Consider the following 23,301-nt stretch of genomic DNA (forward strand, 5'->3'; position numbering starts at 1 on the left):
GGATCGATGCCCGGGGCGCCGGCCGTGTGTGGGGTGCGGGCCGCGAGCGGCCCGCGAGTGTCGAGACCGGCGTCAGGCCGAGACGGCCTGCTGCGCCGCGACCGCGGCGATCTGGTCGGGGCGGAAGCCCGACCAGTGCGTGTCGCCGGCGACGACGACCGGGGCCTGCAGGTAGCCGAGCCCGCGCACCATCTCGAGCGCCTCGGCGTCCTGCGTGATGTCGACCACCGTGTACTCGACGCCCTTGCGGTCGAGGGCGCGGTAGGTCGCGTCGCACTGCACGCAGGCCGGCTTGCTGTAGACCGTGATGCTCATGTGTCTCTCCCTCTCTGCGCTCCCCCGCCGGGGGGCTTGGTCCGACCCGTGCTGCGGCCCTGCGAGCCGGTCCCCTCGGTGGGCCCGAGAGGGGCCTGGACCAGGGATGACGCCCGCGGAACTACGCCCGTGTGCTTTGTTCGAAGGGCTGTGCGCCCCGCGTGCTCCAAACACTACACCTAGTGGTTGGGGCACGCGCGGGACCGACATCTTGTGGTTGACATCCGTGTCATTCATCGAACGCCCCTCGTCCGGCGACCCTGTCGACAGCCTTCCACGAGGGTCTGACATCCCTCGTCCACAGGGTCCCCGGGTCTCCGTCCCCACCGCCTGTGCGCCTCCGTCCGCAGCACCGTGCGGTTCCCGCCCCGATGTCCACAGGCGGTGGGCGACGGGTGTCCACAGCATGTGCGCGACGCGGTCGCGCACCGCGTGCCGGCCGTCGCCAGGGCACCGGCCCATCCCGCACCCGCCGCGGGCCGGGCAGAACGGACATTCGAGGCTCGGATCGGGTCGCGAACTCGCCCTAGATCGTCGGCGTGTCGCGTGTGGTGGCGTGTCCCACAGCGGACGGGCAGCCGCCGTCACCCGCGGCCGGTCTCCCGCCCCGGCGCCTGCCAGCCCCGCGGGTCGAGACCGCCCGGCACCGCGGTGGCGGGAGCGTACGGCGCGCGGGTGAGGTGGAACGTGCCGACGTCGAGGGCCTCCGCGGGAGTGCCCGGCGCCACGACGCGCAGCCGCTCCCCCAGCCAGTAGCCACCCTCCACGCCCGTCCAGCCACCGTCCTGCGTCCGCCCGAAGACGGTGCTGCGGCCGCCGTCGGCGCTCAGCTCCAGGCGCCCGTCGCCACGCCTCGCCAGGGTGTAGGCCATCGGGCCCCAGTACCAGGTGCCCGTGAGCGCGAGCACGGCCGGGTCGTCCACCGGCTCGACCTGCGGGCCGGCCGCGGGGGCGGGCAGGACGCCGAGCAGCTCCTCCAGGAAGGAGGCGTCCCCGAACCCCGCCGTCGAGCTGCCGCACACGGCGACGACGTCCCCCGTCGCAGGGTCCGCGCGCACCGTGGCGGTGAACCCCGGCACGCTCCCGCCGTGGCCGACCGTCCGCCGCCCGGCCCCGGCGCCGGTGTGGTGCACGGAGACCCCCAGCCCCCAGGCGGCGGTGAACGGCCGCCCGTCGTCGTCGACCACGGCGCGCGGGGTCGTCATGCGCCGTCGCCACTCCCGCGAGAGCACGCCGTCCCCGGCGCCCTCGGCGCCCTCCCCCCGGCCGGCACCGACCAGCCACGACCCGAAGCGCACCAGGTCGGCCGGGGTCGACCACACCTCCCCGGCCGGGCCCATCGCGCCGTAGGCCGCGACCGGCTCGACGAGCACGGCGTCCGCGTGCGGGTGCACCGCGTACCCGACGGCCGCGTCCGGGGCGGGCGTACGTCCGGTGCGGTCCATGCCCAGCGGCGCCCAGACCTCGTCGCGCAGCACCGCGTCCCACGGGCGGCCGTGCGCCAGCTCGAGGAGCCTGCCCAGCACGGCGTAGCCCACGTTGGAGTAGTGGAACCGCTCGCCCGGCTCTCGTTGCGGCTCCGGGCCGGACGCGACCAGCTCGTCCCAGGTTCCCGCGCCGTGCCGCTCCCACCAGGGCCCAGGCGGCTCGGCGGGCAGCCCGGAGGTGTGCGTGAGCAGGTGCGCGACGGTGGCGTCGGGGACGGGCGCGTCCGGCACGTGCCGCCCCACCGGGTCGTTCAGCCCCAGCCGGCCCGCGGCGGCCAGCCGCAGCACGGCCACCGCCGTCATCGGCTTGCTGATCGACCCGACGCGGAACACCGTGGCCGGGCCGGCAGGCGCCCACCCCGCGGTGCCGGCCCACACGAGCTCGCCGGCGCGGCCCACCGCGGCGGACAGGGCCGGCACCCGGGCCTCCTGGGCGCGGCGCCGGAGAGCGTCGTCGAACCGGGTGAGGTCGGAGCGGGCAGCGTCGGACGAGTCGGGTACGGGGACGGACGAGGAGACGGGTGGCCGGGCGGTCATGCCCGCACGCTAGCGCCCGGGCGACCAGGGGGCGACGGCGTCGACCGGCGGCAGCTCGCCGGACGTCACGAGCCGGCGGTACCAGTGCGCCGAGTCCTTCCACGTGCGCTCCCCGGTCGGGTAGTCCACGTGCAGGATGCCGAACCGGCGGGAGTAGCCGTAGCCCCACTCGAAGTTGTCCATGAGCGACCAGGCGAAGTACCCGCGCACGTCCGCGCCCGCGTCCCGGGCCACGCCGAGGGCCTCGACGTGGTCGTGCAGGTAGGCGACGCGACGGTCGTCGTGCACGCGGCGCACGCCGCCGTCGAGGACGAGCTCGTCGTCGAACGCCGCGCCGTTCTCGGTGACGGCGAGCGGCAGGTCCGGGTAGGTGCGGTGCAGCCCGACCAGCAGGTCGGTGAGCCCCGACGGCTCGATGTTCCAGCCCATCGCGGTGTACGGGCCGGGCTGCTCGACGAACTCGACGTCGGTGACGCCGATCCACGGGCTGTGGCCGGACGCGCCGTGCCCGTCGTTCTCGGACCGTTCGCCGTCGCCCGCGAAGTGCCGCACCGTGACGGTGGAGTAGTAGTTGACGCCGAGCACGTCCAGGGGCTGGCGGACCAGCTCGAGGTCGCCGTCGTGCACGAAGGACCAGTCGGAGACGTGGGCCGTGCCCGCCAGCAGGTCCTGCGGGTACGCGCCGTCGAGCATCGGGCCGAGGAACGCGCGGTTGGCGAGCGCGTCGATGGTCCGGACGGCCTCGGCGTCGGCCGCGGACGACGCGTCGGCCGGCCGGATCGCGTGCAGGTTCAGCGTGACCGACACCTGGGCGCCTGGCAGCACCTCACGGATCGCCCGCGCGGCCAAGCCGTGCGCGAGGTTGAGGTGGTGCACGGCGGCGAGCGCCGCGGCGGGCTCGGTGCGCCCGGGCGCGTGCACGCCCGAGCCGTAGCCGAGGTAGGCCGAGCACCAGGGCTCGTTGAGGGTGGTCCAGGCGTCGACGAGGTCACCGAGCTCGGTCGCCATGTGCCGGGCGTACTCGGCGAACGCCTCCGACGTGCGCCGGTCCGTCCAGCCCCCGGCGTCCTCGAGCTCCTGCGGCAGGTCCCAGTGGTACAGCGTGACGTACGGGCGGATGCCACGGTCGCGCAGGGCCTGCAGGAGACGCCGGTAGAACGCGACGCCCTCGGGGTTGAGCGGCCCGCTGCCGCCCGGCTGCACCCGCGGCCACGAGATCGACAGCCGGTACGCGTCCACACCGAGCCGGTCGAGGTGGTCCACGTCCTCGGCCCAGCGGTGGTAGTGGTCGCACGCGACGTCGCCGGTGTCACCGCCCTGCGTGCGGCCCGGTGTGTGGGAGTAGGTGTCCCAGATCGACGGCCCGCGGCCACCCTCGGTCGCGGCACCCTCGATCTGGTAGGCGGCCGTGGCCGTGCCCCACAGGAAGTCGGCAGGAAAGGTCCGTGCGTTCACAGCGTGATCCTCAGCTCTCCGGGTCCGGTGGAGGTGGCGACGCGGCCGTCGACCCGGGTGCTCCAGCCGCCGGGCGCGTCGTCGGTCGTGACGACGATCTCGTCGCCGGTCCGGCGCACGCGGAACCGGGCCGCCGCGCCGTCGGGGCCGCCGGTCGGGACGGCCGTGACGTCGTCGTAGCCGTCGGGCAGCTGGACGAGGCGCAGCTCGACGTCGTCGGCCCAGGCGTAGTCGGGACGGTCCGTGCGCGCGCCCACGGGCAGGACGGTGCCGGGCCGCACGAGCACGGGCAGCGAGTCGACGCCGTGGGTCTCGGTGACCCAGCGCGGCCCGGTCACCGTGGCGTCGTGCCCGCCGTCCGCGCCGTCGAGCAGCCTGGTCCACGTCCCTTCGGGCACGTAGTACTCGACGGTGCCGTCCGCGGTGAACACGGGGGCCACGAGGAGCGAGCCACCGAGCATGTACTGCATGTCCACGCCGTAGGTGCCCCGGTCGGCGGGGAACTCCAGCACCATCGGCCGCATGATCGGCGTGCCGTCGGTGTGCGCCTGCTCCCCGGCCGCGGCGAGGTAGGGCATGAGCGACATCTTGAGGTGGCTGAAGCGGCGCGCGACGTCCACCGCCTCGTCGTCGAAGGCCCACGGCACCCGGTACGACGACGAGCCGTGGAAGCGGGAGTGGCTGGACAGCAGCCCGAAGGCGAGCCACCGCTTGAACACCGCGGCGTCGGGCGTGCCCTCGAACCCGCCGATGTCGTGGCTCCAGTAGCCGAAGCCCGACAGGGCGAGGGAGAGGCCGCCGCGCAGGGACTCCGCCATCGAGGCGTAGGTCGAGTCGCAGTCCCCGCCCCAGTGCACGGGGAACTGCTGGCCGCCGGCCGTCGCCGACCGGGCGAAGACCACGGCCTCGCCGCGCCCGCGGCGGCGCTCCAGCAGGCCGAACACGGCCTCGTTGTAGAGCTCGGCGTAGTAGTTGTGCATCTTGCGGGGGTCGGACCCGTCGTGCCAGACGACGCCGTCGACGGGGATGCGCTCGCCGAAGTCGGTCTTGAACGCGTCGACGCCCTGGTCGAGGAGCCGCTCGAGGTGGCCGAGGTACCAGGCGGTCGCCTCGGGGTTGGTGAAGTCGACCAGCGCCATGCCCGCCTGCCACAGGTCCCACTGCCAGACGCCGCCGTCGGTGGTGCGCAGCAGGTAGCCCTTGGCCCGGCCCTCCGCGAACAGGGGCGACCGCTGCCCGATGTAGGGGTTGATCCAGACGCTCACCTTGAGGCCGCGCTCGTGGAGGCGGGCGAGCATGCCCTCCGGGTCGGGGAAGACGCGGGGGTCCCACTCGAAGTCGCACCACTGGTACTCGCGCATCCAGAAGCAGTCGAAGTGGAAGACGCTGAGCGGCAGCCCCCGCTCGGCCATCCCGTCGACGAAGCCGGTCACCGTGGCCTCGTCGTAGTCCGTGGTGAACGACGTCGACAGCCACGGCCCGTAGGACCAGGCGGGCACGCGTGCCGGCCGGCCGGTGAGGGCGGTGTACCGGCGCAGCACGTCCTTCGGCGTCGGGCCGGCGATGACGTAGTACTCCAGCGCCTGGCCCTCCACCGAGAGCTGGACGCGGGTGTTCACCTCGGAGGCGACCTCGAGCGACACCCGCTCCGGGTGCGCGACGAACACCCCGTACCCCTTGCTGGTGAGGTACAGCGGGACGTTCTTGTACGCCTGCTCGCTGGACGTGCCGCCGTCCTCGTTCCAGACGTCGACCGACTGGCCGTTCTTCACGAACGGTCCGAACCGCTCCCCCAGCCCGTAGACGTGCTCCCCCGGGTCGAGCGTGAGCTGCTCGTGCACCCAGGCGCCGCCCGCGTCCGGGCCGGACGTCGCGGTCATCGCGCCCACCGACTTCGGCAGGCTGGAGGTGAGCACCCGCCCGTCGTGCTCGAAGTCGACGTGCCAGCCGGCGCCGCGGTGCACCCGCACCGACAGCCCGCCCGTCTCCAGCACCCCGGTGGTGTCGTCGACCTTCACCACGGGCCGGAAGCCCGGCTCGGGCGTGACGGCGAACTCCGGCCCGCGGTGCGCCGCGCCCGCGAAGTGCTCCACCCGGACCTTGACCACCCCGGGGGCGGGCGAGGAGTACGTGACGGTGAGCATCGGCCGGTTGAGGGTGTCCCCCCGGCGGCGGACGGGCGCGGTCGGCGCGTAGACGGTCATGCTTCCGGTGGCCTCGTCGACGCGGACGTCGTCGACCTCGACCGCGTACAACGGCTCGATGCCGCGGCGGGTCTGCCAGTAGCCGTCGGTGAACTTCATCAGGGCTGCACCCACTTCGTGCTGTCGGGTTCGATGATGGCGGACGGCCCGGGGGCTCGCCGCACGAGGGTCGGGGCGCTCACTTGACCGCGCCGGCGGTGACGCCGCGGGTGAGGGTGCGCTGGAAGATCAGGAAGAAGACGAGGGCCGGGACGAGCGAGACGAGCGCGCCCGCGTTGGTCGTCGGGGCGTCCATCATCCGGTCGCCCTGGAGCGACGCGAGCGCGATCGGGACCGTCTGCGTGTCGTGCGTGGTGAGCATGACCAGCGGGATGAAGAACTCGTTCCACGTCCAGATGAAGAAGAAGATCATCAGCACCATGAGGGTGGGGCGCACGATCGGGAACACCACCTGCCACAGGATCCGCCAACGACCCGCCCCGTCGAGCGCCGCCGCCTCGAGCAGCGCCGGCGGGAACGTGCCGAGCACCGAGGCGAGCAGGTACGTGCCGAAGGCGGACTGGATCACCGTGAAGATGATGATCACCGACCACTGCGAGTTCGACAGCCCCACCTGCCGGGCCATGTCGAAGAGCGGGTAGACGAGCGCCTCCTGCGGCAGCATGTTCGCCAGCAGGAAGAGCAGCACGACGACCATGCGGCCGCGGATCCGGCCGACGCCGATCGCGTACGCGTTGAGCAGCGACAGCACGCACCCGGCCACCGCCACCACGGCCGAGATGAAGAACGAGTTCCACAGCTTCACCGGGAACTCGGTGCGCTGCCAGAAGTTCACGAGGCCGTCGAGGTAGAGGCTGCTCGGCAGGCTGAGCGGCCCGTGCTGCGTGTAGTCCTCGGGGGACTTGAACGCGTTGAGCAGCATGACGAGCAACGGAGCCAGCACGAGCAGGGCGACGACGACGGCGCCGGCCAGCACGAACCAGCGCGCGGCACCTCGGCGGTGCCGGCTGCGCTCGCGCGGCGTCGGCGGTCGTGGCCCCTGGCTCGTGGCACGGCCGGACGGCGGTGCCTGGACGGTCGCGGCCATCAGCGCCCCACCTCCTCGGCCCGCTCGGCGCGCGACTGCAGCGCGAGGATGACGACGGCCACCACGACGATCACCACCGTGAGCACGGTCGCGACGGCTGCGCCGTAGCCGACCCGCGACTTGTCGAAGAAGTTGAGGTACGAGTAGTAGCTGGGCACCAGCGTGGAGCTCTCCGGTCCGCCGCGCGTGAGCACGTAGATCGGCCCGAACACCTTGAGCGCCGCGACCGTGCAGGTCAGCGTCACGACGAACGTCTCGGGGCGGATCTGCGGGATCGTGATGGCGCGGAACCGCCGCCACCAGCCGGCGCCGTCCAGCTCCGCGGCCTCGTAGAGCTCGGGGTCCACCCGCTGGAGCGCGGCCATGAAGATCACGACGGGGTAGCCGATCTGCACCCAGATCAGCACGAGCATGACGCTGGGCAGGGCGGTGCTCGGGTCGCCCAGCCAGTTGGGCGGGTCCGCCACGCCGAGGGAGCGCAGGATCTCGTTGAGCGCGCCCGTCTGAGCGTTGAGGATCCAGTTCCACAGCACGCCCGCGACCGCGACGGGCAGGATCTGCGGCAGGTAGTACGTGGCGCGCAGGACGGCGGCCGTCCGGGCGCCGAAGCGGCGTCCGAGGTAGTCGAACAGCACTGCCGCGAGCAGCAGGCCGATCGCCGTCGGCACCAGCACCATCGCGACGATCATCGCGATCGAGTTCTCGAACGACGTCCAGAAGGCGGCGTCGTGCCAGAGCTCGGCGTAGTTGTCGAGGCCCACCCAGGTGAGCGGGGCCAGCCCGCCGCGCCAGGAGAAGAGGCTGATGTACACGTTGGTCACCAGGGGGTACCCGATGACGAGGACGAAGAGCGCCGCACCGGGCAGCAGGTAGACCAGGTAGGGCAGGGAGGTGCCGCGCCGGCGGCGGGCGCGCGCGGGGCGGCGCGCCGCCGGGGCGGTCGTGGTGGCCGTCATGTCGTCACTCGCCGAGCAGGTCGGCCTTGCCGTCCGTGTAGGCCGACTCGAGACCGTCGAGCACCTGGTCGGGGGTCTTCGACTGGTTCACCAGCGACTGCAGCTGGCTGACGATCGTGTCGTAGTAGCCCGGCACCGGCCAGTCGGGGTAGAAGGCCAGGCCGTCGTCGTCGAGGATCGTCTGGAAGTTCTCGGTGAGCTCGCGCGTGCGCTCGTCCGTGATGGTCGACGCGTCGCCGGCGACCGGCAGCCCGCCGGCCTGCGCGAGCACGTCCTGCACCTCGGGTCGCAGCGTCGTGTCGATGAACTCGGTGGCGAGGGACGGCGAGTCGGCGTTCGTCGGGACCACCCACAGGTTGCCGGACGAGCCGACCTGCAGCGTGTTGCCCGGGAAGTTGAACTGGCCCCAGTCGTCCTTCATCTCGGCGGCGACCCGGCCGAACCACCAGGACCCGGAGACCATCATCGGGTAGTCGCCCTTCATGAACGCGACGCCCATGTCCTCGGCGGTGAGCCCGGCGGAGTCGGACGCGACGTAGCCGTCCTTGATCCACTCGTCGAGCTGCTGGGTGGCGGCCGTCATCTCGGGTCCGTGGAAGTCGACGTCGCCGTCGAAGAGCTGGTACTGGTCGACCAGGTCGCGGTCGGCGTTCGCGAGCACGAGCTCGTACCAGAGCTGGCCCAGCGGGTACTCCGCACCGGCCTCGGCGAGCGGCGTGACGCCGTCGTCCTTGAACGCCTTCATGACGTCCTCGAGCTCGTCGAGCGTGGTCGGCACCTCGAGGCCCGCCTTCTCGAACATCTTCTTGTTGTAGTAGACGCCGACGAACTCGCCGTAGTTGGGCACCCCGTACCAGTCGCCGGAGCCCATGAGGCCGTTCTTGTCGTAGCGCGCCGTGGTCTGCAGCGAGCCGGAGAGCTTGTCCGCCCAGCCGTCCTCCTCCGCGGCGTCGGTGAGCGGGGCGATCAGGCCCTGGGCCGCGAGCTGGCCCGCCGTCGCGTTGCCCTTGTTGTACTCCATGACGTCCGGGACGTCGTCCCCGGTGAGGACGATCTTCGCGTTCTTCTGGATCTGCTCGAACGTCTGCTTCTCGACGTCGACCGTGACGTCGGGGTGCTCGTCCTCGAAGATCTCGATCGCCTTGGCCCAGGCCTGCCCCATGGCGGAGTCGTCGTTCTCGTAGTGCCAGATGGTCAGGGTCTTGTCGTCGGTGTCGCCACCTCCGGAGGCGGTCCCGCCCCCGGCTCCCCCGCCGCCGACGCAGGCGGTCAGCGTCAGGGTCGACGCGGCGATCAGGGCGACCGCCTGGGCGGTGCGCGCGCGGTGCAGCATGGGGTCCTCCTCGTCGAGATCCTTCGCCGCGGCTCCGGTGGTCGTGCCTGCCGCGACGAGGCGCCGTCGATGATCCGTCGATGGATCATCGAAGCGCTTCGACGATGAGTATCGTCCCCGGGCCCGGCGAACGTCAAGGCCACCGCTCACCGCCTGGCAGACGCGGCCTCGCGCTCACCTCTGCACTGTCGAAACGTTTCCCGCGCCCACTACTCTCCTCCCATGGAGGACCTCCCTGCGACGACGCACGTCCTGCACGACGACCGCAGCGCGACCCGGTGGGTCGAGGCCTATCCGGTGGGCAACGGGCACCGCGGCGCGATGTGCGGGGGCCGGGCGGGCGTCGAGCACCTGTGGCTCAACGACGGGACGGCGTGGTCCGGGACCGCCCCCGCCGACCCGCTGGCCGGCGCCCGCGCCCGCGGTCCCGAGCACCTCGCCCGCGTGCGTGCGGCCGTCGCCGCCGGCGACGTGCGCACCGCGGAGGCGCTGCTCGCCGACACCCAGACCCCGTGGGCGCAGGCGTACCTCCCGCTCGCCGAGGCGGACGTCGCGGTCACGTCCGACGACGAGGGACCGGGCGACGGGCCGACCCCGCGCGCCCGCTCCGCCGGCCGACGGGAGCTGGACCTGCGCACGGGCGTCGCGACCCACACGTGGGAGCACCCGGTCGCGGGCACCGTCGTCCAGGAGACCTGGGCGGACTCCCGCGGCGGACCGCTGGTGCACACCGTCCGCGCCGAGCGACCCGTGCGCCTCGCCGTCCGCGTCGACAGCCTGCTGCGGGCGTCCTCCGCCCCGGCCCCGGCCGCCCCCGTGACGCTCGTCCGCGCGGTCGACCTGCCGGTCGACGTCCCGCCGACGCACCACCCGGAGGGCACGATCCGCTACGCCGCGGACGGCCGGACGGGCCTCGTCGCCGTGGCCGCCCCCGCGGACCCCGACGCGACGGTCGTCGACGGCACGCTGCGCACCGGCGCGGCGCGCACCCACGTGCTACTGGTCGCGACCGCGACGACCGACCCGCCCACCGACCCGGGCGGCGGGTCGGGGGCGCCCGCCACCCAGCGGCTCTCGGCGCAGCTCGACCTCGCCGCGGGCGGTGGCGGCCCCGCGGACGCCGGCGCGCTCCGCGAGCGCCTCCGGGCCTCCCACGTCGCCGAGCACGCACGGCTCTACGGACGCGTACACCTCGACCTGCCCTCGCCCGCCGGCGCGGCGGCGCTGCCCACCGCCCGCCGCGTGACCGCCGCCCTCGACCGCCCCGACCCGGGGCTCGCGGCCCTCGCGTTCCATCACGGGCGCTACCTGCTGCTGTCGTCGTCGCGCCCAGGGGGCCTCCCCGCCACCCTGCAGGGCCTGTGGAACCCCTGGCTGCCGGGCCCGTGGAGCAGCGCGTACACCCTGAACATCAACCTGCAGATGGCGTACTGGGCGGCCGGGACGACCGGGCTGGCGGAGTGCCAGGAGCCGCTGCTGGACTTCGTGCGACGGCTGGCGGCGGGGCCTGGCGCCGCGGTCGCGCGAGACCTGTACGGCGCCGCCGGCTGGGTGGCGCACCACAACTCGGACGCCTGGGGCCACGCCGCACCGGTGGGCCACGGCCAGGGCGCGGCCCAGTGGTCCGCGTGGGCGCTGGGCGGCACGTGGCTCGCCGAGCACGTCGTGGAGCACCACCGGTTCACGGGGGACGACGAGGCCCTGCGGGCCGCCTGGCCGGCGCTGCGCGGGGCGGGCGAGTTCGCGCTCGACTGGGTGCAGACCGCAAGGAGCAGCACCCGGGTACGCGCCTGGACCAGCCCGTCCACGTCGCCGGAGAACCGGTACGTCGCGCCGGACGGCGACCCGGCCGCGGTCGCGACCAGCACGGCCATGGACGTCGCGCTCCTGCGCGCGCTCGCCTCCGGCTGCCGAGAGGCGGCGGCCGCGCTGGGGCTCGCCGACGCGGACGCACCGTGGCTTGCGCCCCTCGAGGCGGCCGTGGCCGCGCTGCCCGACCCGGCCGTCGGGTCCCGCGGCGAGCTCCTGGAGTGGGACCGCGAGGTTGTCGAGGCGGAGCCGGAGCACCGGCACCTGTCCCACCTCGTGGGGCTGTTCCCGCTCGGCACGCTCGACCCGGTCACGACTCCTGGCCTGGCGCGCGCCGCCGCCCGCAGCCTGGAGCTGCGCGGCCGGGAGTCGACCGGCTGGTCGCTCGCCTGGCGCATCGCCCTGTGGGCCCGGCTGGGGCAGGGCGGGCGCGCCCACGACCAGGTCCTGCTGGCTCTGCGGCCGGCCGACGACTCCGGCGGCCGGCACCGCGGCGGTCTCTACCCCAACCTGTTCAGCGCTCACCCGCCGTTCCAGCTGGACGGCAACCTCGGCCTCACGGCGGGCGTGGCGGAGATGCTGCTGCAGTCGCACCGGCGCGCGGACGGGCGGGTCCGGCTGGACCTCCTGCCCGCCCTGCCCGCCGCGTGGCCCGACGGCGCGGTCACCGGCCTGCGCGCCCGGGGCGGGGCGGAGGTCGACCTCGACTGGCGCGACGGCGTGCTCACCGGGGCGCGCCTGCGTGCGCCCGCCGGTCGCGCCCTGGACGTCGTCGTGCACCGGGGCGACACGGAGGGCGCCGACGGCACCGGTGTCCTCGTGCGGGTCGGCGCGGGCGCTACCGTGATCCTCGACGTGGCCCGCGACCTGCCGGTCGCGGGCGCTGCCGTCCCTACCGCACCCAGGAGCTAGCCGTGGCCACCATCGAGGACGTCGCGAAGGCGGCGGGAGTCTCGGCGTCGACCGTCTCGTACGTGCTCTCGGGCAAGCGCTCGATCTCCGCACCGACGCGCCGCCGGGTCGAGCAGGCGATCGCTACCCTCGGCTACCGCCCGCACGCCGGGGCGCGCGCGCTCGCGTCGTCCCGCACCAACGTCATCGGGCTCGTGGCGCCGCTGCGCTCGGGCGTCGACGTGTCCGTCATCATGCAGTTCGTCACCGGCGTCGCCACGCACGCCCGCGACGTGGACCACGACGTGCTGCTGCTGACCCAGGACGACTCCGGCGGCATCGAGCGGGTGGCTGCCGGCTCCATGGTCGACGCCATCATCGTCATGGACGTCGAGGCCGACGACCCGCGACTGACGGTCCTGCAGTCGCTGCGGCAGCCGACGGTGCTCATCGGGCTCCCGCGCGACCCGGCGGGGCTGAGCTGCGTGGACCTGGACTTCGAGGCGGTCGGCCGGCTCGGTGCCCGCCGGCTCGCTGACGACGGCCACCGTCAGGTGGCGCTCATCGGCTCGCCGCCGGAGGTCCTCGACCGGCACACGTCGTACGCCGACCGCGTGGTGCGCGGCTTCCGCAGCGCGTGCACGGAGGCGGGGCTGGCCCACGACGTGGTGCCCTGCGAGCCCACGCCGGACGGGGCGCGCCGCGCCGTGGACGCGGTGCTCGACGACGCCCCCCGGACCACCGGCCTGGTGGTCCACAACGAGCGTGCGCTCCCCCACGTCCTCGCCCGCCTGGCCGAGCGGGGGCGGGACGTGCCGGGCGACGTCGCCGTCGTGGCCATCTGCCCGACGGACGTGGCTGTCGCCCAGCGCATCCCGCTGACCAGCATCGACATCCCCGGCGAGCTCATCGGCGGGGTGGCCGTGGACATGGTCGTGGCACGTCTCGACGGCGGTCAGCCGGCCGAGACGCGGCTCATCGCCCCCGTGCTGACCCCGCGCGCCAGCACCGCTCCGCGCCCGACCGCCGCCTGAGCCCCGGGCGCCTGGCGCCCGTCCACCGCACCCTCACCTCCGCCCCCGCGGCACGGTGTCGTCGAATCGCATCGACTCGGTACGCGTCGAATCTCCGTGCACTCATCGACGGACAACCATTGCGCCGCGCCCGCTCGGAGTGATATTTATTCGAAGCGCTTCGACGTGGCCTGCGCCACACCGGGAAGCGCGAGACCATCACGAGGGAGTGACAGGTGAGCCTCACCCAGGGAGCGCCGCTGCTCGACGGCGCCGCCGCCACCGCAGCACCGGACCCAGACCGGCAGCCAGGGCGCGACGACGAGGGGCGGCCCGCGGGGCCCGTGCGACGGGCGGGCACCAAGCCCTCCCGGACGATGTTCCTCGTCATCCTCCCGTTCCTGCTCCTCGTCCTCGTGTTCTCGTACCTGCCGCTCGCCGGCTGGGCGACCGCCTTCTTCGACTACAAGCCCGCGCTGGGCCTCGGGGGCAGCGAGTTCGTCGGGCTGCAGTGGTTCCGGATGCTCGTGTCCTCCCCCACGCAGCTCCAGCAGATCGGGCAGGTCATGGCGAACACGCTCGCCATGAGCTTCCTGGGCATCGCCACCTCCCTGCTGCCGGTGTTCTTCGCGATGCTCCTCAACGAGATCCGCGCCCCGTGGTTCAAGAACGCCGTGCAGACCCTGACGACGCTCCCGAACTTCATCTCGTGGGTGCTCGTCTACATGATCGCGTTCTCGCTGTTCTCCACCTCGGGCCTCGTCAACTCGGTGCTGCACGACTGGGGCCTGATCACCACGCCGATCAAGTTCCTCGACACGGGCGAGCACGTGTGGCTCACGATGCTGCTCTGGAGCCTGTGGAAGGGGCTCGGGTGGGGCGCGATCATGTACCTCGCCGCCATCTCGTCGATCGACCCCGCGTTGTACGAGTCCGCCCGCATCGACGGCGCCGGACGGTTCCAGCTGATGCGGTACATCACCTTCCCGCAGCTCATGCCCACGTACGTGGTCCTGCTCGTGCTGTCCGTGGCGAACATGCTCAACAACGGGATGGAGCAGTACTACGTGTTCCAGAACGCCTTCAACAAGGAGCACATCCAGGTGCTGGACCTGTACGTCTACAACATCGGGATCACGGGCAACAGCCTGTCCATGGCGACGGCGCTGGGCATGCTCAAGAGCGTGGTGTCCGTCCTGCTCCTCGTCACCGCCAACGCGATCGCCAAGCGCGCCCGCGGCACGTCGATCATCTGACCGGAGGACGTGACATGCCGACCACCAGCCCTGTCTTCCGGCGCACCCGGGGGGACATCCCCTTCGCGGTCGTGAACTACGCCGGGTTCCTGCTCTTCGCACTCCTGTGCGCCTACCCGTTCTACTTCCTGATCATCAACTCGATCAGCGCCAACGACGTGAGCGCCCTCGGCGACGTCCGGCTGTGGCCCGAGGGGCTGCACCTGTCGAACTACACCCAGATCCTGCAGCTGAACGGCCTCACCGCGGCCACCGTCGTGTCGGTGGCGCGCACCGTCATCGGCACGGGGTGCACGGTCCTGGCCTCGGCGTTCCTGGGCTTCATGTTCACGCAGGAGCGGATGTGGAAGCGCTCCCTGTGGTACCGCCTCGTCATCTTCACGATGTACTTCAGCGCGGGTCTCATCCCCATGTACATCACGATGAAGACGCTGGGGCTCACCAACTCGTTCTGGGTGTACATCCTCCCGGCGATCGTGCAGCCGTTCAACATCATCCTCGTCAAGACGTACGTCGAGTCGATGCCGCGGTCGCTGCAGGAGGCGGCCGAGATCGACGGCGCCGGCACCATCCGGATCTTCTTCCGGATCATCCTGCCGAACATGACGCCGATCCTCGCCACCGTGGCGATCTTCACGGCCGTGGCCCAGTGGAACTCGTTCCAGGACACGCTGCTGTACATCACCGACCAGAAGCTCTACTCGCTGCAGTACCTGCTCTACACGTACACGAACCAGGCGAGCAGCCTGGCGCAGGCCGCGCAGAACGCCCAGGGAAACCTCGGGGCGATCGCGTCGGCCGCCACCACGCAGACGCCGACGTCGATCCGCATGACGGTCGCGGTGCTCGTGGTGCTGCCGATCGTCTTCATCTACCCGCTGTTCCAGCGGTACTTCGTCAAGGGAATCATGCTCGGCGCGGTCAAGGGCTGACCGCGTCTCGTCGCGCACGAAGGGGTGTCATGAAACTCAGGAGATCCGTCGCCATGGTGGTGGTCCCGGTCCTCGGGGCGCTGTCGCTGGCGGCCTGCACGGCCTCAGGGACCGACGACACGTCGGGCCCGGTCAGCATCGACCAGGACTGGTCAAAGGCCGACCCGATCACCGTGGACGTCTACGACGGCCTGGCCAACTACATGGGGATCCAGGGCGGGTGGTTCGGCAAGATCGTCAAGGACAAGTTCAACATGGAGCTCAACATCATCGCTCCCAACGTCGCGGGCGGCGGTGACACCCTCTACAACACCCGCGTCTCGGGCGGGGAGCTGGGTGACCTCGTCGTCGTCGACAAGGGTCAGCAGATGGACGAGCTCGTCGAGGGCGGCCTGCTGCTGGACGCCTCCGACTACTACGGGTCGATGAAGAACGTCGCGACGTACGACCCTGCGGTCCAGCACCTCAACGAGGGCAAGGACGGCGTCTACGGATTCCCGACGTCGGTCTCCTCCCTCAAGCCGACGGAGTCGTCCGAGGGCATCGACCCCACGTTCGGCCCGTACCTGCGCTGGGACCTGTACGCCGACGCCGGCTACCCCGAGATCGGCACGCTCGAGGACCTCCTGCCGGTGCTGAAGACCATGCAGGACGCGCACCCGCAGACCGAGGACGGCAAGCCCGTCCACGCCATCTCGCTCTTCAAGGACTGGGACGGCAACATGATGGTCACGGCGAAGCAGCCCGCGACCCTCTACGGGTACGACGAGATGGGCTTCGTCCTCGCGAAGGCCGACGGCTCCGACTACCAGAGCATCGTGGACAGCGACTCGCAGTACGTGCGGGCGCTGAAGTTCTACTTCGACGCCAACCAGCTCGGCCTCGTGGACCCGGAGTCCACCACGCAGAACTACGACACGATGTTCTCGAAGTACCAGAACGGCCAGGTGCTGCTGTCGTGGTGGCCGTGGCTGGGCCAGTCCGCGTACAACACCGAGCAGAACATGGCGGACGGCAAGGGCTTCGAGCTCGCCCCGATGGCCGACCAGCGGATCTTCTCCTACGGCGCCGAGGTGTACGGCGGCAAGCAGATCATCGGCATCGGCTCCAAGGCGGAGGACCCGGCCCGCCTGGCCGCGTTCGTCGACTGGTTGTACTCCCCCGAGGGTGTCCTGGCCAGCGCGTCGGAGACCCAGGGCGCCGCGGGCCCGGAGGGCCTCACCTGGGAGAAGGGCGACGACGGCGCCCCCGTGCTCACCGACTTCGGCACCAAGGCGATCCTCGAGGGCGGCGCCGACGTGCCCGCCGAGTGGGGCGGCGGCACGTACAAGGACGGCGTCTCCACGCTGAACGTCTCCACGGTGCTCCCGATCGACGAGAACCCTGACACGGGCTACCCGTACAGCTACAAGTACTGGCCGAGCTACCAGAAGACGACCAGCAACCCGGTGACCGACGACTGGGCCTCGCACATGGGCGACCCGACCTCGACCATGGACTACCTGCAGAAGAACGACCAGGTCGTCGTGGCCCCGGGCTCGAGCTTCGCCGCCCCGGCGGACAGCTCCGAGATCGAGGCGATCCGCAGCCAGGTCAAGGCAGCCATCATCGAGAACTCGTGGAAGATGGTCTTCGCCAAGGACCAGGCGGAGTTCGACTCGCTGCTCCAGGGGATGCAGCAGACGGTCGAGGGTCTCGGGTACGCCAAGGTCCTCGAGTTCGACATGGCGAACGCCAAGGCGCAGGACGACGCTCGTGCCGCCGTCGCGAAGGAGTTCGGGTGACCCACCCTCACTGACGGCAGAGCGGTGCCGTCTGTGCAGTGACGGCGAAGGGCTCGGGCAGCACGCCCGAGCCCTTCGTCGTGCCTGCCCAGGGTCACTGCCCCGAGTGCGGGCTCACCGGCTCGAGCTCGGCGGGATGGGCCTGCCGGCGGCGGAACACCCCGTGCAGCAGGAACGCGCAGACGTAGGCCCCGAAGGAGAACCCGATCGTGCCGGCGAGGAAGAGCGTCTGGGGCAGCACGGCGGCGACGCACGCCGCGCCCACCGGCAGGAGCACGAGACCCAGCGTGCGTGCCGGCTCCGCCAGCGGCAGCAGGAGAGCGTTGCGCAGCGTGCGGCGCAGAGGCGCGTCGAACCAGGCCACGAGGGCGAGCGCGTACAGCAGGGCCGCCAGCAGGTAGGAGGCGCCCAGGAGCGCGAACGCCCCGGCCACGGCGCTGGGCACGCCGGTCATGGAGAGCCAGAAGACGCCGCTGAAGACGAGCATGGCCGCCGGGAGCCCGAGCGCCGCGAGCGCCGCCGTCCCCCGCCAGGCGTTGCGTCGCAGGGCGACGACGAACCCGCGCACGAGGTGGCCGCGCTCGTCGTCGGCGTACCGTAGCGTCACCTCGAGCAGGGCGCTCGTCGCCGCACCGACGGTCACCACCGGCAGGCACGCCAGGAGGTACAGGACGTTGAGGACCACGAACAGGATGAACGTGGTCAGGCCCTGCACCCCGCGGCTGTCGGGGTCGATCCTCATGGCGCGACCTCCTCGTCCGGTGCCTCGACCGTGAGCCGGTGCCGGGCCGGAAGGTCGACGCTCGACGGCCCGGCCGCCAGCGTGTACGCGCCCGGCGGGACGCGCAGGACGCCGTCGAGCATCCCCGCCGTGGTGCCCTGCTCCCACACGGCCAGGCGGGAGACGTCGAAGGGGACGTCGACGGCGGCCTCCTCGCCCGGGGCGACCCGCACGCGCCGGTAGCCGAGCAGCAGCCGGACCGGCGTGGCAGCCGGGCCGCCGAGGGAGTAGACCTGCACGAGCTCGTCGGCCGGACGGTCGCCGTCGTTGCGCACGCTCACGCGGGCGGTGACCACGTCCGGGCCCGCGGGGTCGGACGGGTGCAGGGGCGGGTGGTCGCGCGTCGGCTCCGGAGCGGGCACGGCGCGGTGCGTCAGGTCGAGGCCCGTGTAGGTCACGGGGGCGTAGGTCAGGCCGTGGCCGAAGGCGAACGCGGGCGCGCCGCGCTCGCCTTCCGGCAGGTGGCGGTAGGTGACCTGCTGGCGGCGCGTGTCGTAGTCGAAGAGGTCGCCCGCCTGCTCGGGCCGTGCCGGCCAGGTCTGGGCCAGCCGCCCCGTCGGCTCGACCACGCCGGTCAGCACGTCGGCCAGTCCGTGGCCGAGCTCCTGCCCGCCGTGGCTGCTCCAGACCACCGTGCCGGCGTCCTGCGCTCCAGGCCCGAGCACGTAGGGGTAGCTGGACACGATCGTCAGGACGGCGCGCGGGTTGGCGCCCACGGCGGCCCGCCACACCTCGACGGCGGCCTCGGGGAGCAGCAGGTGCGGGCGGTCCTGCGTCTCCCGGCCGCCCAGGTGGGGGTCGTTCCCGACGGCGACCACGACGGCGTCGCACCGCCCGGCCACCTCGGCCACGCGCGCGAGCCCCGCGTCCAGCACGCGCGGCACGAACCGGGCGGCGTCCTCGGCCGTGCGCCCCTCGGCGCAGAGCACGCCGGTGTCCCGCTGCACCCGCACCCAGCGGCCGGACCCGAGGTGCAGCAGCGACCACGAGCCGTCCGGGTGCACCAGCCGGCGGAAGCTCTCCTGCACCTCCCAGCCGCCCACGCGGTCGGCGTCGGCCCGCAGCGGCCACGCCGCACCGGTCAGCAGCCGGCCGGACGCCGTCGAGCGCAACGTCAGCACGCCGTCGCCCCAGTCGGTGACCTCCAGGCGGGTGTCCTTGCCCGCCTCCTCGGCGGACGCGGCGACCCTCGTCCCGTCCGCCGAGACGGTGACGTAGCGCCCGGTGCCGACGGCTCGCAGGGCCACCACGTCGGCCCCGGTCGCGACCTCCACCCGGTCGGCGCCGAGCGCGTCGCGGAGCCCGTCCGCAGGCGTGACCGCGTAGGGCGGCGTGCCGGAGTACCAGTCCGTCAGGACGACGTCCGCGAGCGGGCCGACGACGGCGACCGAGCCGGGTGCCGCGAGCGGCAGCACCGCGGCGTCGTTGCGCAGGACGACGACGGCTCGGGCCGCTGCCTCCCGGGCCAGCCGCCGGTGCTCGGGCGGGTCGATCTCCCCGGTCCCGGCGTACGGGTCGTGCGGGCCGTCCAGCTCGCCCGTGCGCACGCGGAGCTCGAGGATCCGCAGGACGGCGCGGTCGACGTCGTCCATGGCGAGCAGCCCCCGGGCCAATGCCTCCTCGATCCGCCGGACGGTGGGCGCGCGGTCGGCGTCGTCGTCCGTGAACGAGTCGACGCCGGCGCGCACCATCGCCGCGTCGCCCGCCGCCCGGTCGGTGGCGGCCTGCTGCAGGGTCACGAGGAACGCGGGCGCCGCGGCGTCCTAGACGAGGGCGACGGAGCCGGGCGCCCAGGACCGCAGCTCGTCGAAGAGCTCCGCCTGCAGGTGCGCGGGAACGCCGTTGACCTGGTTGTAGGAGGGCATCACCGCTCCGGCGACGCCCGCCTCGACCGGCCCGCGGAAGGAGGGGAGCTCCTCCTCGTGCAGGGTGCGAGGGGTGAGGTTCGAGCTGGTCGACGAGCGGTCCGTCTCGTTGTTGTAGGCGAGGAAGTGCTTGAGCGTCGGGACCGTCTTCCACACCCGCTCGTGCTCGCCGCGCAGCCCCGCGGCGTACGCGGTCGCCAGGTGGGCGGTCAGGTGCGGGTCCTCGGAGAACCCCTCCTCGTTGCGACCCCAGCCGGGGTGCCGCAGCGTGTTCACCACGGGTGCCCACACGTTGAGGCTCACCGACGGGTCGTCGCGGTGCTTGGCGCGCACCTCGCTCGCGACGGCGTCCCCGACCCGCCGCAGCAGGTCGGCGTCCCACGTGGCGGCGAGCCCCACGGGCTGCGGGAAGACGGTCGCCCTGCCGAGCCAGGCGACGCCGTGCAGCGCCTCGCACCCCGTGTGGAACGGCGCCAGGCCGAGCCGGTCGACCGCGGGGGCGTGCTGGTGGAGCATCGCGACCCGCTCGTCGGCCGTGAGCCGGGTCAGCAGGTCCCGGGCGCGCTCGTGCGCGGGCAGGCGGGGGTCACGGAAGGCAGGCACGTCCACGGGTCCTCCTCGGGGCGCCGCGGCGGTGCGGCACGAACGGGCGCCCCGGCGTCGAAGCGCTTCGACAACGCTAGCGACAGCAGCCCCGGAGTGCAAAGACCCTCGGGCCAGGTGTCAGGCGACGGGCAGCCCGGCCCGCAGCACGCGGCGCACGTGCAGGTCGCCGTCGGTCTCGAGGACGTCGGCGCGCCGGCCGACCACGAGGCCGCCGACGTCGGGGAGCCCGAGGACGCGTGCGGGCACCCACGAGGCCGAGCGCACCGCGTCGACCAGCGGGACGCCCGCCGCGACCGTCGAGCGCACCACGTCGACCAGGTGTGCGGTGCCGCCGGCGATCGACCCGCCCTCCGGGAGCTCCGGGTCGGCCAGCCGGGCGACGCCGTCGCGCACGGTGACCGCCATCGGGCCGAGCTCGTAGGAGCCGTCCGCCATGCCCGCGGCCGCCATCGCGTCCGTGACCAGCGCGACACGGTCGGCGCCGACCGTCTCGACCACGCTGCGGACGGTGGCCGGGGCGAGGTGGACGCCGTCCGCGACGAGCTCCACGACCAGGTCGCCGCGGGCGGCGGCGGCCAGGCAGGCGGCGATCGGGCCCGGGGCGCGGTGGTGCAGGGGCCGCATCCCGTTGAACAGGTGGGTCGCGGTCATCTCCCGGGCGGGCGCGTCACCCTCCGCGGCGTGCGCCCGCAGCCCCGCCGCCACCTGGGCGACGAGCGCCTCGGCCTGCTCGGTGGTGGCGTCCGTGTGCCCCAGAGACGGCACGACCCCCGCCTCGACGAGCGCCTCGGCCGCACCCTCCGGCCCGGCGACACCGGGCACCTCCGGGGCGACCGTCATCGTGCGCAGGTGCCCGCGCGACGCCTCGACGAGGTCACGGACCAGCGCGACGTCCCCGGGCACGAGGTCGTCCGGGCTCTGGGCACCGCGGCGCTCGTGCGACAGGAACGGGCCCTCGGCGTGGATGCCCGCGATCTCCCCCGCCTCCGCGAGGTCGGCCAGCATCGCCGCACGGGTCAGGAGCGTCTCCCGGTCGGCCGTCACGAGCGAGGCGAGCATCGTGGTCGTGCCGTGCCGCCGGTGCTCGAGCACGGCGACCATCGCCTCCTCGACGCTGGTCGCGTCGGGGAAGCCGACCCCGCCGCCGCCGTGGTCGTGCAGGTCCACGAGCCCGGGCAGCAGCAGCGTGCCGGGGTCCGGGACGGGGGCGTCGAGGACGGCCGCCGCCACCGCCGGGTCGGCGTGCTCCGCCGCCGCGACGGGCCCGACCCAGCGGACGACGCCGTCGACCACGACCACCGCGCCGTCGTCAACGACGTCGCGGGGAGTCACGACCCGGCCACGCAGCGCGACCGGCGTGCCGGGCGCAGGGACGGGGACGTCGTGGGGCGCATCACTCATGCGGCTCATCCTGCCGCACCCCGGCACGGGCGGAGAAACCGCCGGGCACGTCCCGGCCGTGCCGGTCAGAACAGGCGGGAGTCGACGTCGTCGACGCCGCGCATCGCGTCGTAGTCGAGGATCAGGCAGCCGATCCCCCGGTCCGTGGCGAGCACGCGCGCCTGCGGCTTGATCTCCTGCGCGGCGAAGATGCCACGCACCGGCGCCAGCAGGGGGTCGCGGTTCATGAGCTCGAGGTAGCGCGTCAGCTGCTCGACGCCGTCGATGTCGCCGCGTCGTTTGATCTCGACCGCCACCGACCCGCCCGCACCGTCGCGGGCGAGGATGTCGACCGGGCCGATCGCCGTCATGTACTCCCGGCGGACGAGCGTGTGCCCCGCACCGAGCCGCTCGATCTGGGCGGCGAGAAGCTCCTGCAGGTGCGCCTCGACACCGTCCTTGACCAGCCCCGGGTCGACGCCGAGGTCATGGGCGGAGTCGTGCTCCACCTCGTGCAGCTCGATCTCCAGCCGGTCGTCCGACTTCTGGTGCTGCACGGTCCACACCTGGGTGACGCCGCGCTCCCGGGCCTCGTCGTCCGGGTCGGCGACCGACGTCGCGCACGGGGGGCTCATCCAGTTCAGCGGCTTGTACGAGCCGCCGTCGGAGTGCAGCAGCACGCTCCCGTCCGCCTTGACGACGAGCAGACGCGTGGCGAGTGGCAGGTGAGCGGTGAGCCGGCCGGTGTACCGGGCCGAGCAGCGGGCGACGACGAGACGCACGGTCCCCCTCTTCGTTCGTGGCGGGTGCGCCGTGGCGGCGCTCTACAGGACCAGGTCGCGGCGGCCGGGGGGCGCGGACTCCAGCCACGAGGCCAGGCCGGCGTACGCGCCCGACGACATCAGCAGCTCGAAGTCCGTGCCGTCGTACCGGCAGCGCACCAGCACCTGGTCGGGCTGGCCCGCCTGGTCGAGCGGGGCCCGGCCGGTGATCGACAACCGGTCCCGGTGCCAGACGCGCGCGGGGCGCGGGGCCAGGGACCAGCCGCGCCACCAGTCGATACGGCCCACGGCGTAGTGGGCGATCCCCACCATCCACGCGGCCTGCGGATCGTCCGCGGGCCGGGCGTGGCAGGGGAAGGAGCCGACCCTCCGGGAGAGGGTCCGCAGGCGAGAGGCACCGGCGGCGAGCACCAGTCCGAGCGCGACGACGAGAGCGATCGCGATCCAGACGACGTACGCCACCGGCACCTGCCTCAGCGGAGCGCCGGCTCGCGGCCGGACAGCTCCGAGACCTCGTCCACGACGACCGTGACGAGGTTGCCGTCGACGGAGACGAAGCCGCCGGTGACGTGCGCCTCGACCGCGGTCCCGTGGGCGGTCGACACCTTGACCGTGCCCGGCCGCAGCACCGCGAGGAGCGGGGCGTGGCCGGCGAGGATGCCGACCTGGCCGTCGACGGACGGGGCGCTGACCTCGCGCGCCGCGCCGGACCAGACCTTGCGGTCGGCCGCGACGAGGTCCACGTTCAGCTCTGCCATCTCCATGTCCTCTTTCCGATCGTGCGGGGTTCCTCAGGTGGTCGCGTCGTCCCGCCGGGAGGGCGGCCTC

At 73.1% G+C, this 23,301-nt stretch carries 19 protein-coding genes; 5 read left to right on the forward strand and 14 right to left on the reverse strand.

Features of this window, described 5'->3' with window-relative positions:
* Positions 1 to 72: 72 nt before the first annotated feature.
* The 7 genes from nrdH to ACFT55_RS08755 form a co-directional block, all read right to left on the reverse strand.
* Positions 73 to 315, reverse strand: coding sequence for a glutaredoxin-like protein NrdH (nrdH, locus tag ACFT55_RS08725; protein WP_380243423.1), 243 nt, complete (start codon positions 313 to 315; stop codon positions 73 to 75).
* A gap of 584 nt (positions 316 to 899) precedes the next feature.
* The gene (locus tag ACFT55_RS08730; RefSeq protein ID WP_380243424.1) at positions 900 to 2,339 is read right to left on the reverse strand and encodes a serine hydrolase domain-containing protein; all 1,440 of its coding nucleotides are present in this window, start codon (positions 2,337 to 2,339) and stop codon (positions 900 to 902) included.
* A gap of 9 nt (positions 2,340 to 2,348) precedes the next feature.
* A complete protein-coding gene (locus ACFT55_RS08735) occupies positions 2,349 to 3,794 on the reverse strand; it encodes a GH1 family beta-glucosidase (RefSeq protein ID WP_380243425.1) in 1,446 nt (481 codons plus the stop codon).
* Positions 3,791 to 6,097: an alpha-xylosidase gene (yicI, locus tag ACFT55_RS08740; protein ID WP_380243426.1), complete on the reverse strand. Its 2,307-nt coding sequence runs from the start codon at positions 6,095 to 6,097 to the stop codon at positions 3,791 to 3,793. The genes ACFT55_RS08735 and yicI overlap by 4 nt, the downstream gene beginning before the upstream one ends.
* A gap of 79 nt (positions 6,098 to 6,176) precedes the next feature.
* Positions 6,177 to 7,085: a carbohydrate ABC transporter permease gene (locus ACFT55_RS08745; protein ID WP_380243427.1), complete on the reverse strand. Its 909-nt coding sequence runs from the start codon at positions 7,083 to 7,085 to the stop codon at positions 6,177 to 6,179.
* Positions 7,085 to 8,041 (reverse strand): carbohydrate ABC transporter permease, encoded by a 957-nt coding sequence (locus tag ACFT55_RS08750; RefSeq protein ID WP_380243428.1) that lies wholly within the window; start codon positions 8,039 to 8,041, stop codon positions 7,085 to 7,087. The genes ACFT55_RS08745 and ACFT55_RS08750 overlap by 1 nt, the downstream gene beginning before the upstream one ends.
* A gap of 4 nt (positions 8,042 to 8,045) precedes the next feature.
* Positions 8,046 to 9,374 (reverse strand): ABC transporter substrate-binding protein, encoded by a 1,329-nt coding sequence (locus ACFT55_RS08755; RefSeq protein WP_380243429.1) that lies wholly within the window; start codon positions 9,372 to 9,374, stop codon positions 8,046 to 8,048.
* Positions 9,375 to 9,596: 222 nt separating this feature from the next.
* Here ACFT55_RS08755 and ACFT55_RS08760 point away from each other — a divergent pair, with 222 nt between their 5' ends.
* The 5 genes from ACFT55_RS08760 to ACFT55_RS08780 all read left to right on the forward strand — a co-directional run bounded on the left by ACFT55_RS08760 (position 9,597) and on the right by ACFT55_RS08780 (position 17,059).
* Complete coding sequence (locus ACFT55_RS08760) at positions 9,597 to 12,095, forward strand: glycoside hydrolase N-terminal domain-containing protein (RefSeq protein WP_380243430.1); 2,499 nt, start codon at positions 9,597 to 9,599, stop codon at positions 12,093 to 12,095.
* Between the two features lie 2 nt (positions 12,096 to 12,097).
* Entirely contained in the window at positions 12,098 to 13,108 is a 1,011-nt protein-coding gene (locus ACFT55_RS08765) for a LacI family DNA-binding transcriptional regulator (protein ID WP_380243431.1), read from the forward strand.
* 215 nt (positions 13,109 to 13,323) lie between these two features.
* Complete coding sequence (locus tag ACFT55_RS08770) at positions 13,324 to 14,343, forward strand: ABC transporter permease (RefSeq protein ID WP_380243432.1); 1,020 nt, start codon at positions 13,324 to 13,326, stop codon at positions 14,341 to 14,343.
* 14 nt (positions 14,344 to 14,357) lie between these two features.
* Positions 14,358 to 15,275: a carbohydrate ABC transporter permease gene (locus ACFT55_RS08775; protein WP_380243433.1), complete on the forward strand. Its 918-nt coding sequence runs from the start codon at positions 14,358 to 14,360 to the stop codon at positions 15,273 to 15,275.
* A gap of 53 nt (positions 15,276 to 15,328) precedes the next feature.
* Positions 15,329 to 17,059 carry an ABC transporter substrate-binding protein gene (locus ACFT55_RS08780; protein ID WP_380243434.1) on the forward strand — a complete coding sequence of 577 codons (1,731 nt, stop codon included), beginning with the start codon at positions 15,329 to 15,331 and terminating at the stop codon, positions 17,057 to 17,059.
* 94 nt (positions 17,060 to 17,153) lie between these two features.
* On the opposite strand, the gene ACFT55_RS08785 is transcribed toward ACFT55_RS08780, so the two are convergent.
* The 7 genes from ACFT55_RS08785 to ACFT55_RS08815 form a co-directional block, all read right to left on the reverse strand.
* Positions 17,154 to 17,801, reverse strand: a complete 648-nt coding sequence (locus ACFT55_RS08785) for a DUF624 domain-containing protein (RefSeq protein ID WP_380243435.1) — start codon at positions 17,799 to 17,801, stop codon at positions 17,154 to 17,156.
* A complete protein-coding gene (locus ACFT55_RS08790) occupies positions 17,798 to 19,579 on the reverse strand; it encodes a glycoside hydrolase family 3 C-terminal domain-containing protein (RefSeq protein WP_380243436.1) in 1,782 nt (593 codons plus the stop codon). Before ACFT55_RS08790 ends, ACFT55_RS08785 begins: the two co-directional genes overlap by 4 nt.
* Before the next feature lie 24 nt (positions 19,580 to 19,603).
* On the reverse strand, positions 19,604 to 20,314 hold the full coding sequence (locus ACFT55_RS08795; protein WP_380243437.1) for a glycoside hydrolase family 3 N-terminal domain-containing protein: 711 nt from the start codon (positions 20,312 to 20,314) through the stop codon (positions 19,604 to 19,606).
* Positions 20,315 to 20,428: 114 nt separating this feature from the next.
* Complete coding sequence (locus ACFT55_RS08800; RefSeq protein WP_380243438.1) at positions 20,429 to 21,712, reverse strand: N-acetylglucosamine-6-phosphate deacetylase; 1,284 nt, start codon at positions 21,710 to 21,712, stop codon at positions 20,429 to 20,431.
* 65 nt (positions 21,713 to 21,777) lie between these two features.
* Positions 21,778 to 22,473: an endonuclease NucS gene (gene nucS, locus ACFT55_RS08805; protein WP_380243439.1), complete on the reverse strand. Its 696-nt coding sequence runs from the start codon at positions 22,471 to 22,473 to the stop codon at positions 21,778 to 21,780.
* A 42-nt stretch (positions 22,474 to 22,515) separates the two neighbouring features.
* Positions 22,516 to 22,941, reverse strand: coding sequence for a DUF2550 domain-containing protein (locus ACFT55_RS08810; RefSeq protein ID WP_380243440.1), 426 nt, complete (start codon positions 22,939 to 22,941; stop codon positions 22,516 to 22,518).
* A gap of 5 nt (positions 22,942 to 22,946) precedes the next feature.
* On the reverse strand, positions 22,947 to 23,231 hold the full coding sequence (locus ACFT55_RS08815) for a F0F1 ATP synthase subunit epsilon (RefSeq protein ID WP_380243441.1): 285 nt from the start codon (positions 23,229 to 23,231) through the stop codon (positions 22,947 to 22,949).
* Positions 23,232 to 23,301: the final 70 nt, after the last annotated feature.

Source organism: Isoptericola sp. NPDC057191, assembly GCF_042670225.1.
GTDB lineage: Bacteria > Actinomycetota > Actinomycetes > Actinomycetales > Cellulomonadaceae > Isoptericola.

Coding starts and splice junctions, on each gene's coding strand:
- nrdH (WP_380243423.1), bottom strand. CDS start 315: ATGAGCATCACGGTCTACAGCAAGCCGGCCTGCGTGCAGTGCGACGCG.
- ACFT55_RS08730 (WP_380243424.1), bottom strand. CDS start 2,339: ATGACCGCCCGGCCACCCGTCTCCTCGTCCGTCCCCGTACCCGACTCG.
- yicI (WP_380243426.1), bottom strand. CDS start 6,097: ATGAAGTTCACCGACGGCTACTGGCAGACCCGCCGCGGCATCGAGCCG.
- ACFT55_RS08745 (WP_380243427.1), bottom strand. CDS start 7,085: ATGGCCGCGACCGTCCAGGCACCGCCGTCCGGCCGTGCCACGAGCCAG.
- ACFT55_RS08750 (WP_380243428.1), bottom strand. CDS start 8,041: ATGACGGCCACCACGACCGCCCCGGCGGCGCGCCGCCCCGCGCGCGCC.
- ACFT55_RS08755 (WP_380243429.1), bottom strand. CDS start 9,374: ATGCTGCACCGCGCGCGCACCGCCCAGGCGGTCGCCCTGATCGCCGCG.
- ACFT55_RS08760 (WP_380243430.1), top strand. CDS start 9,597: ATGGAGGACCTCCCTGCGACGACGCACGTCCTGCACGACGACCGCAGC.
- ACFT55_RS08775 (WP_380243433.1), top strand. CDS start 14,358: ATGCCGACCACCAGCCCTGTCTTCCGGCGCACCCGGGGGGACATCCCC.
- ACFT55_RS08780 (WP_380243434.1), top strand. CDS start 15,329: ATGGTGGTGGTCCCGGTCCTCGGGGCGCTGTCGCTGGCGGCCTGCACG.
- ACFT55_RS08785 (WP_380243435.1), bottom strand. CDS start 17,801: ATGAGGATCGACCCCGACAGCCGCGGGGTGCAGGGCCTGACCACGTTC.
- ACFT55_RS08800 (WP_380243438.1), bottom strand. CDS start 21,712: ATGAGTGATGCGCCCCACGACGTCCCCGTCCCTGCGCCCGGCACGCCG.
- ACFT55_RS08815 (WP_380243441.1), bottom strand. CDS start 23,231: ATGGCAGAGCTGAACGTGGACCTCGTCGCGGCCGACCGCAAGGTCTGG.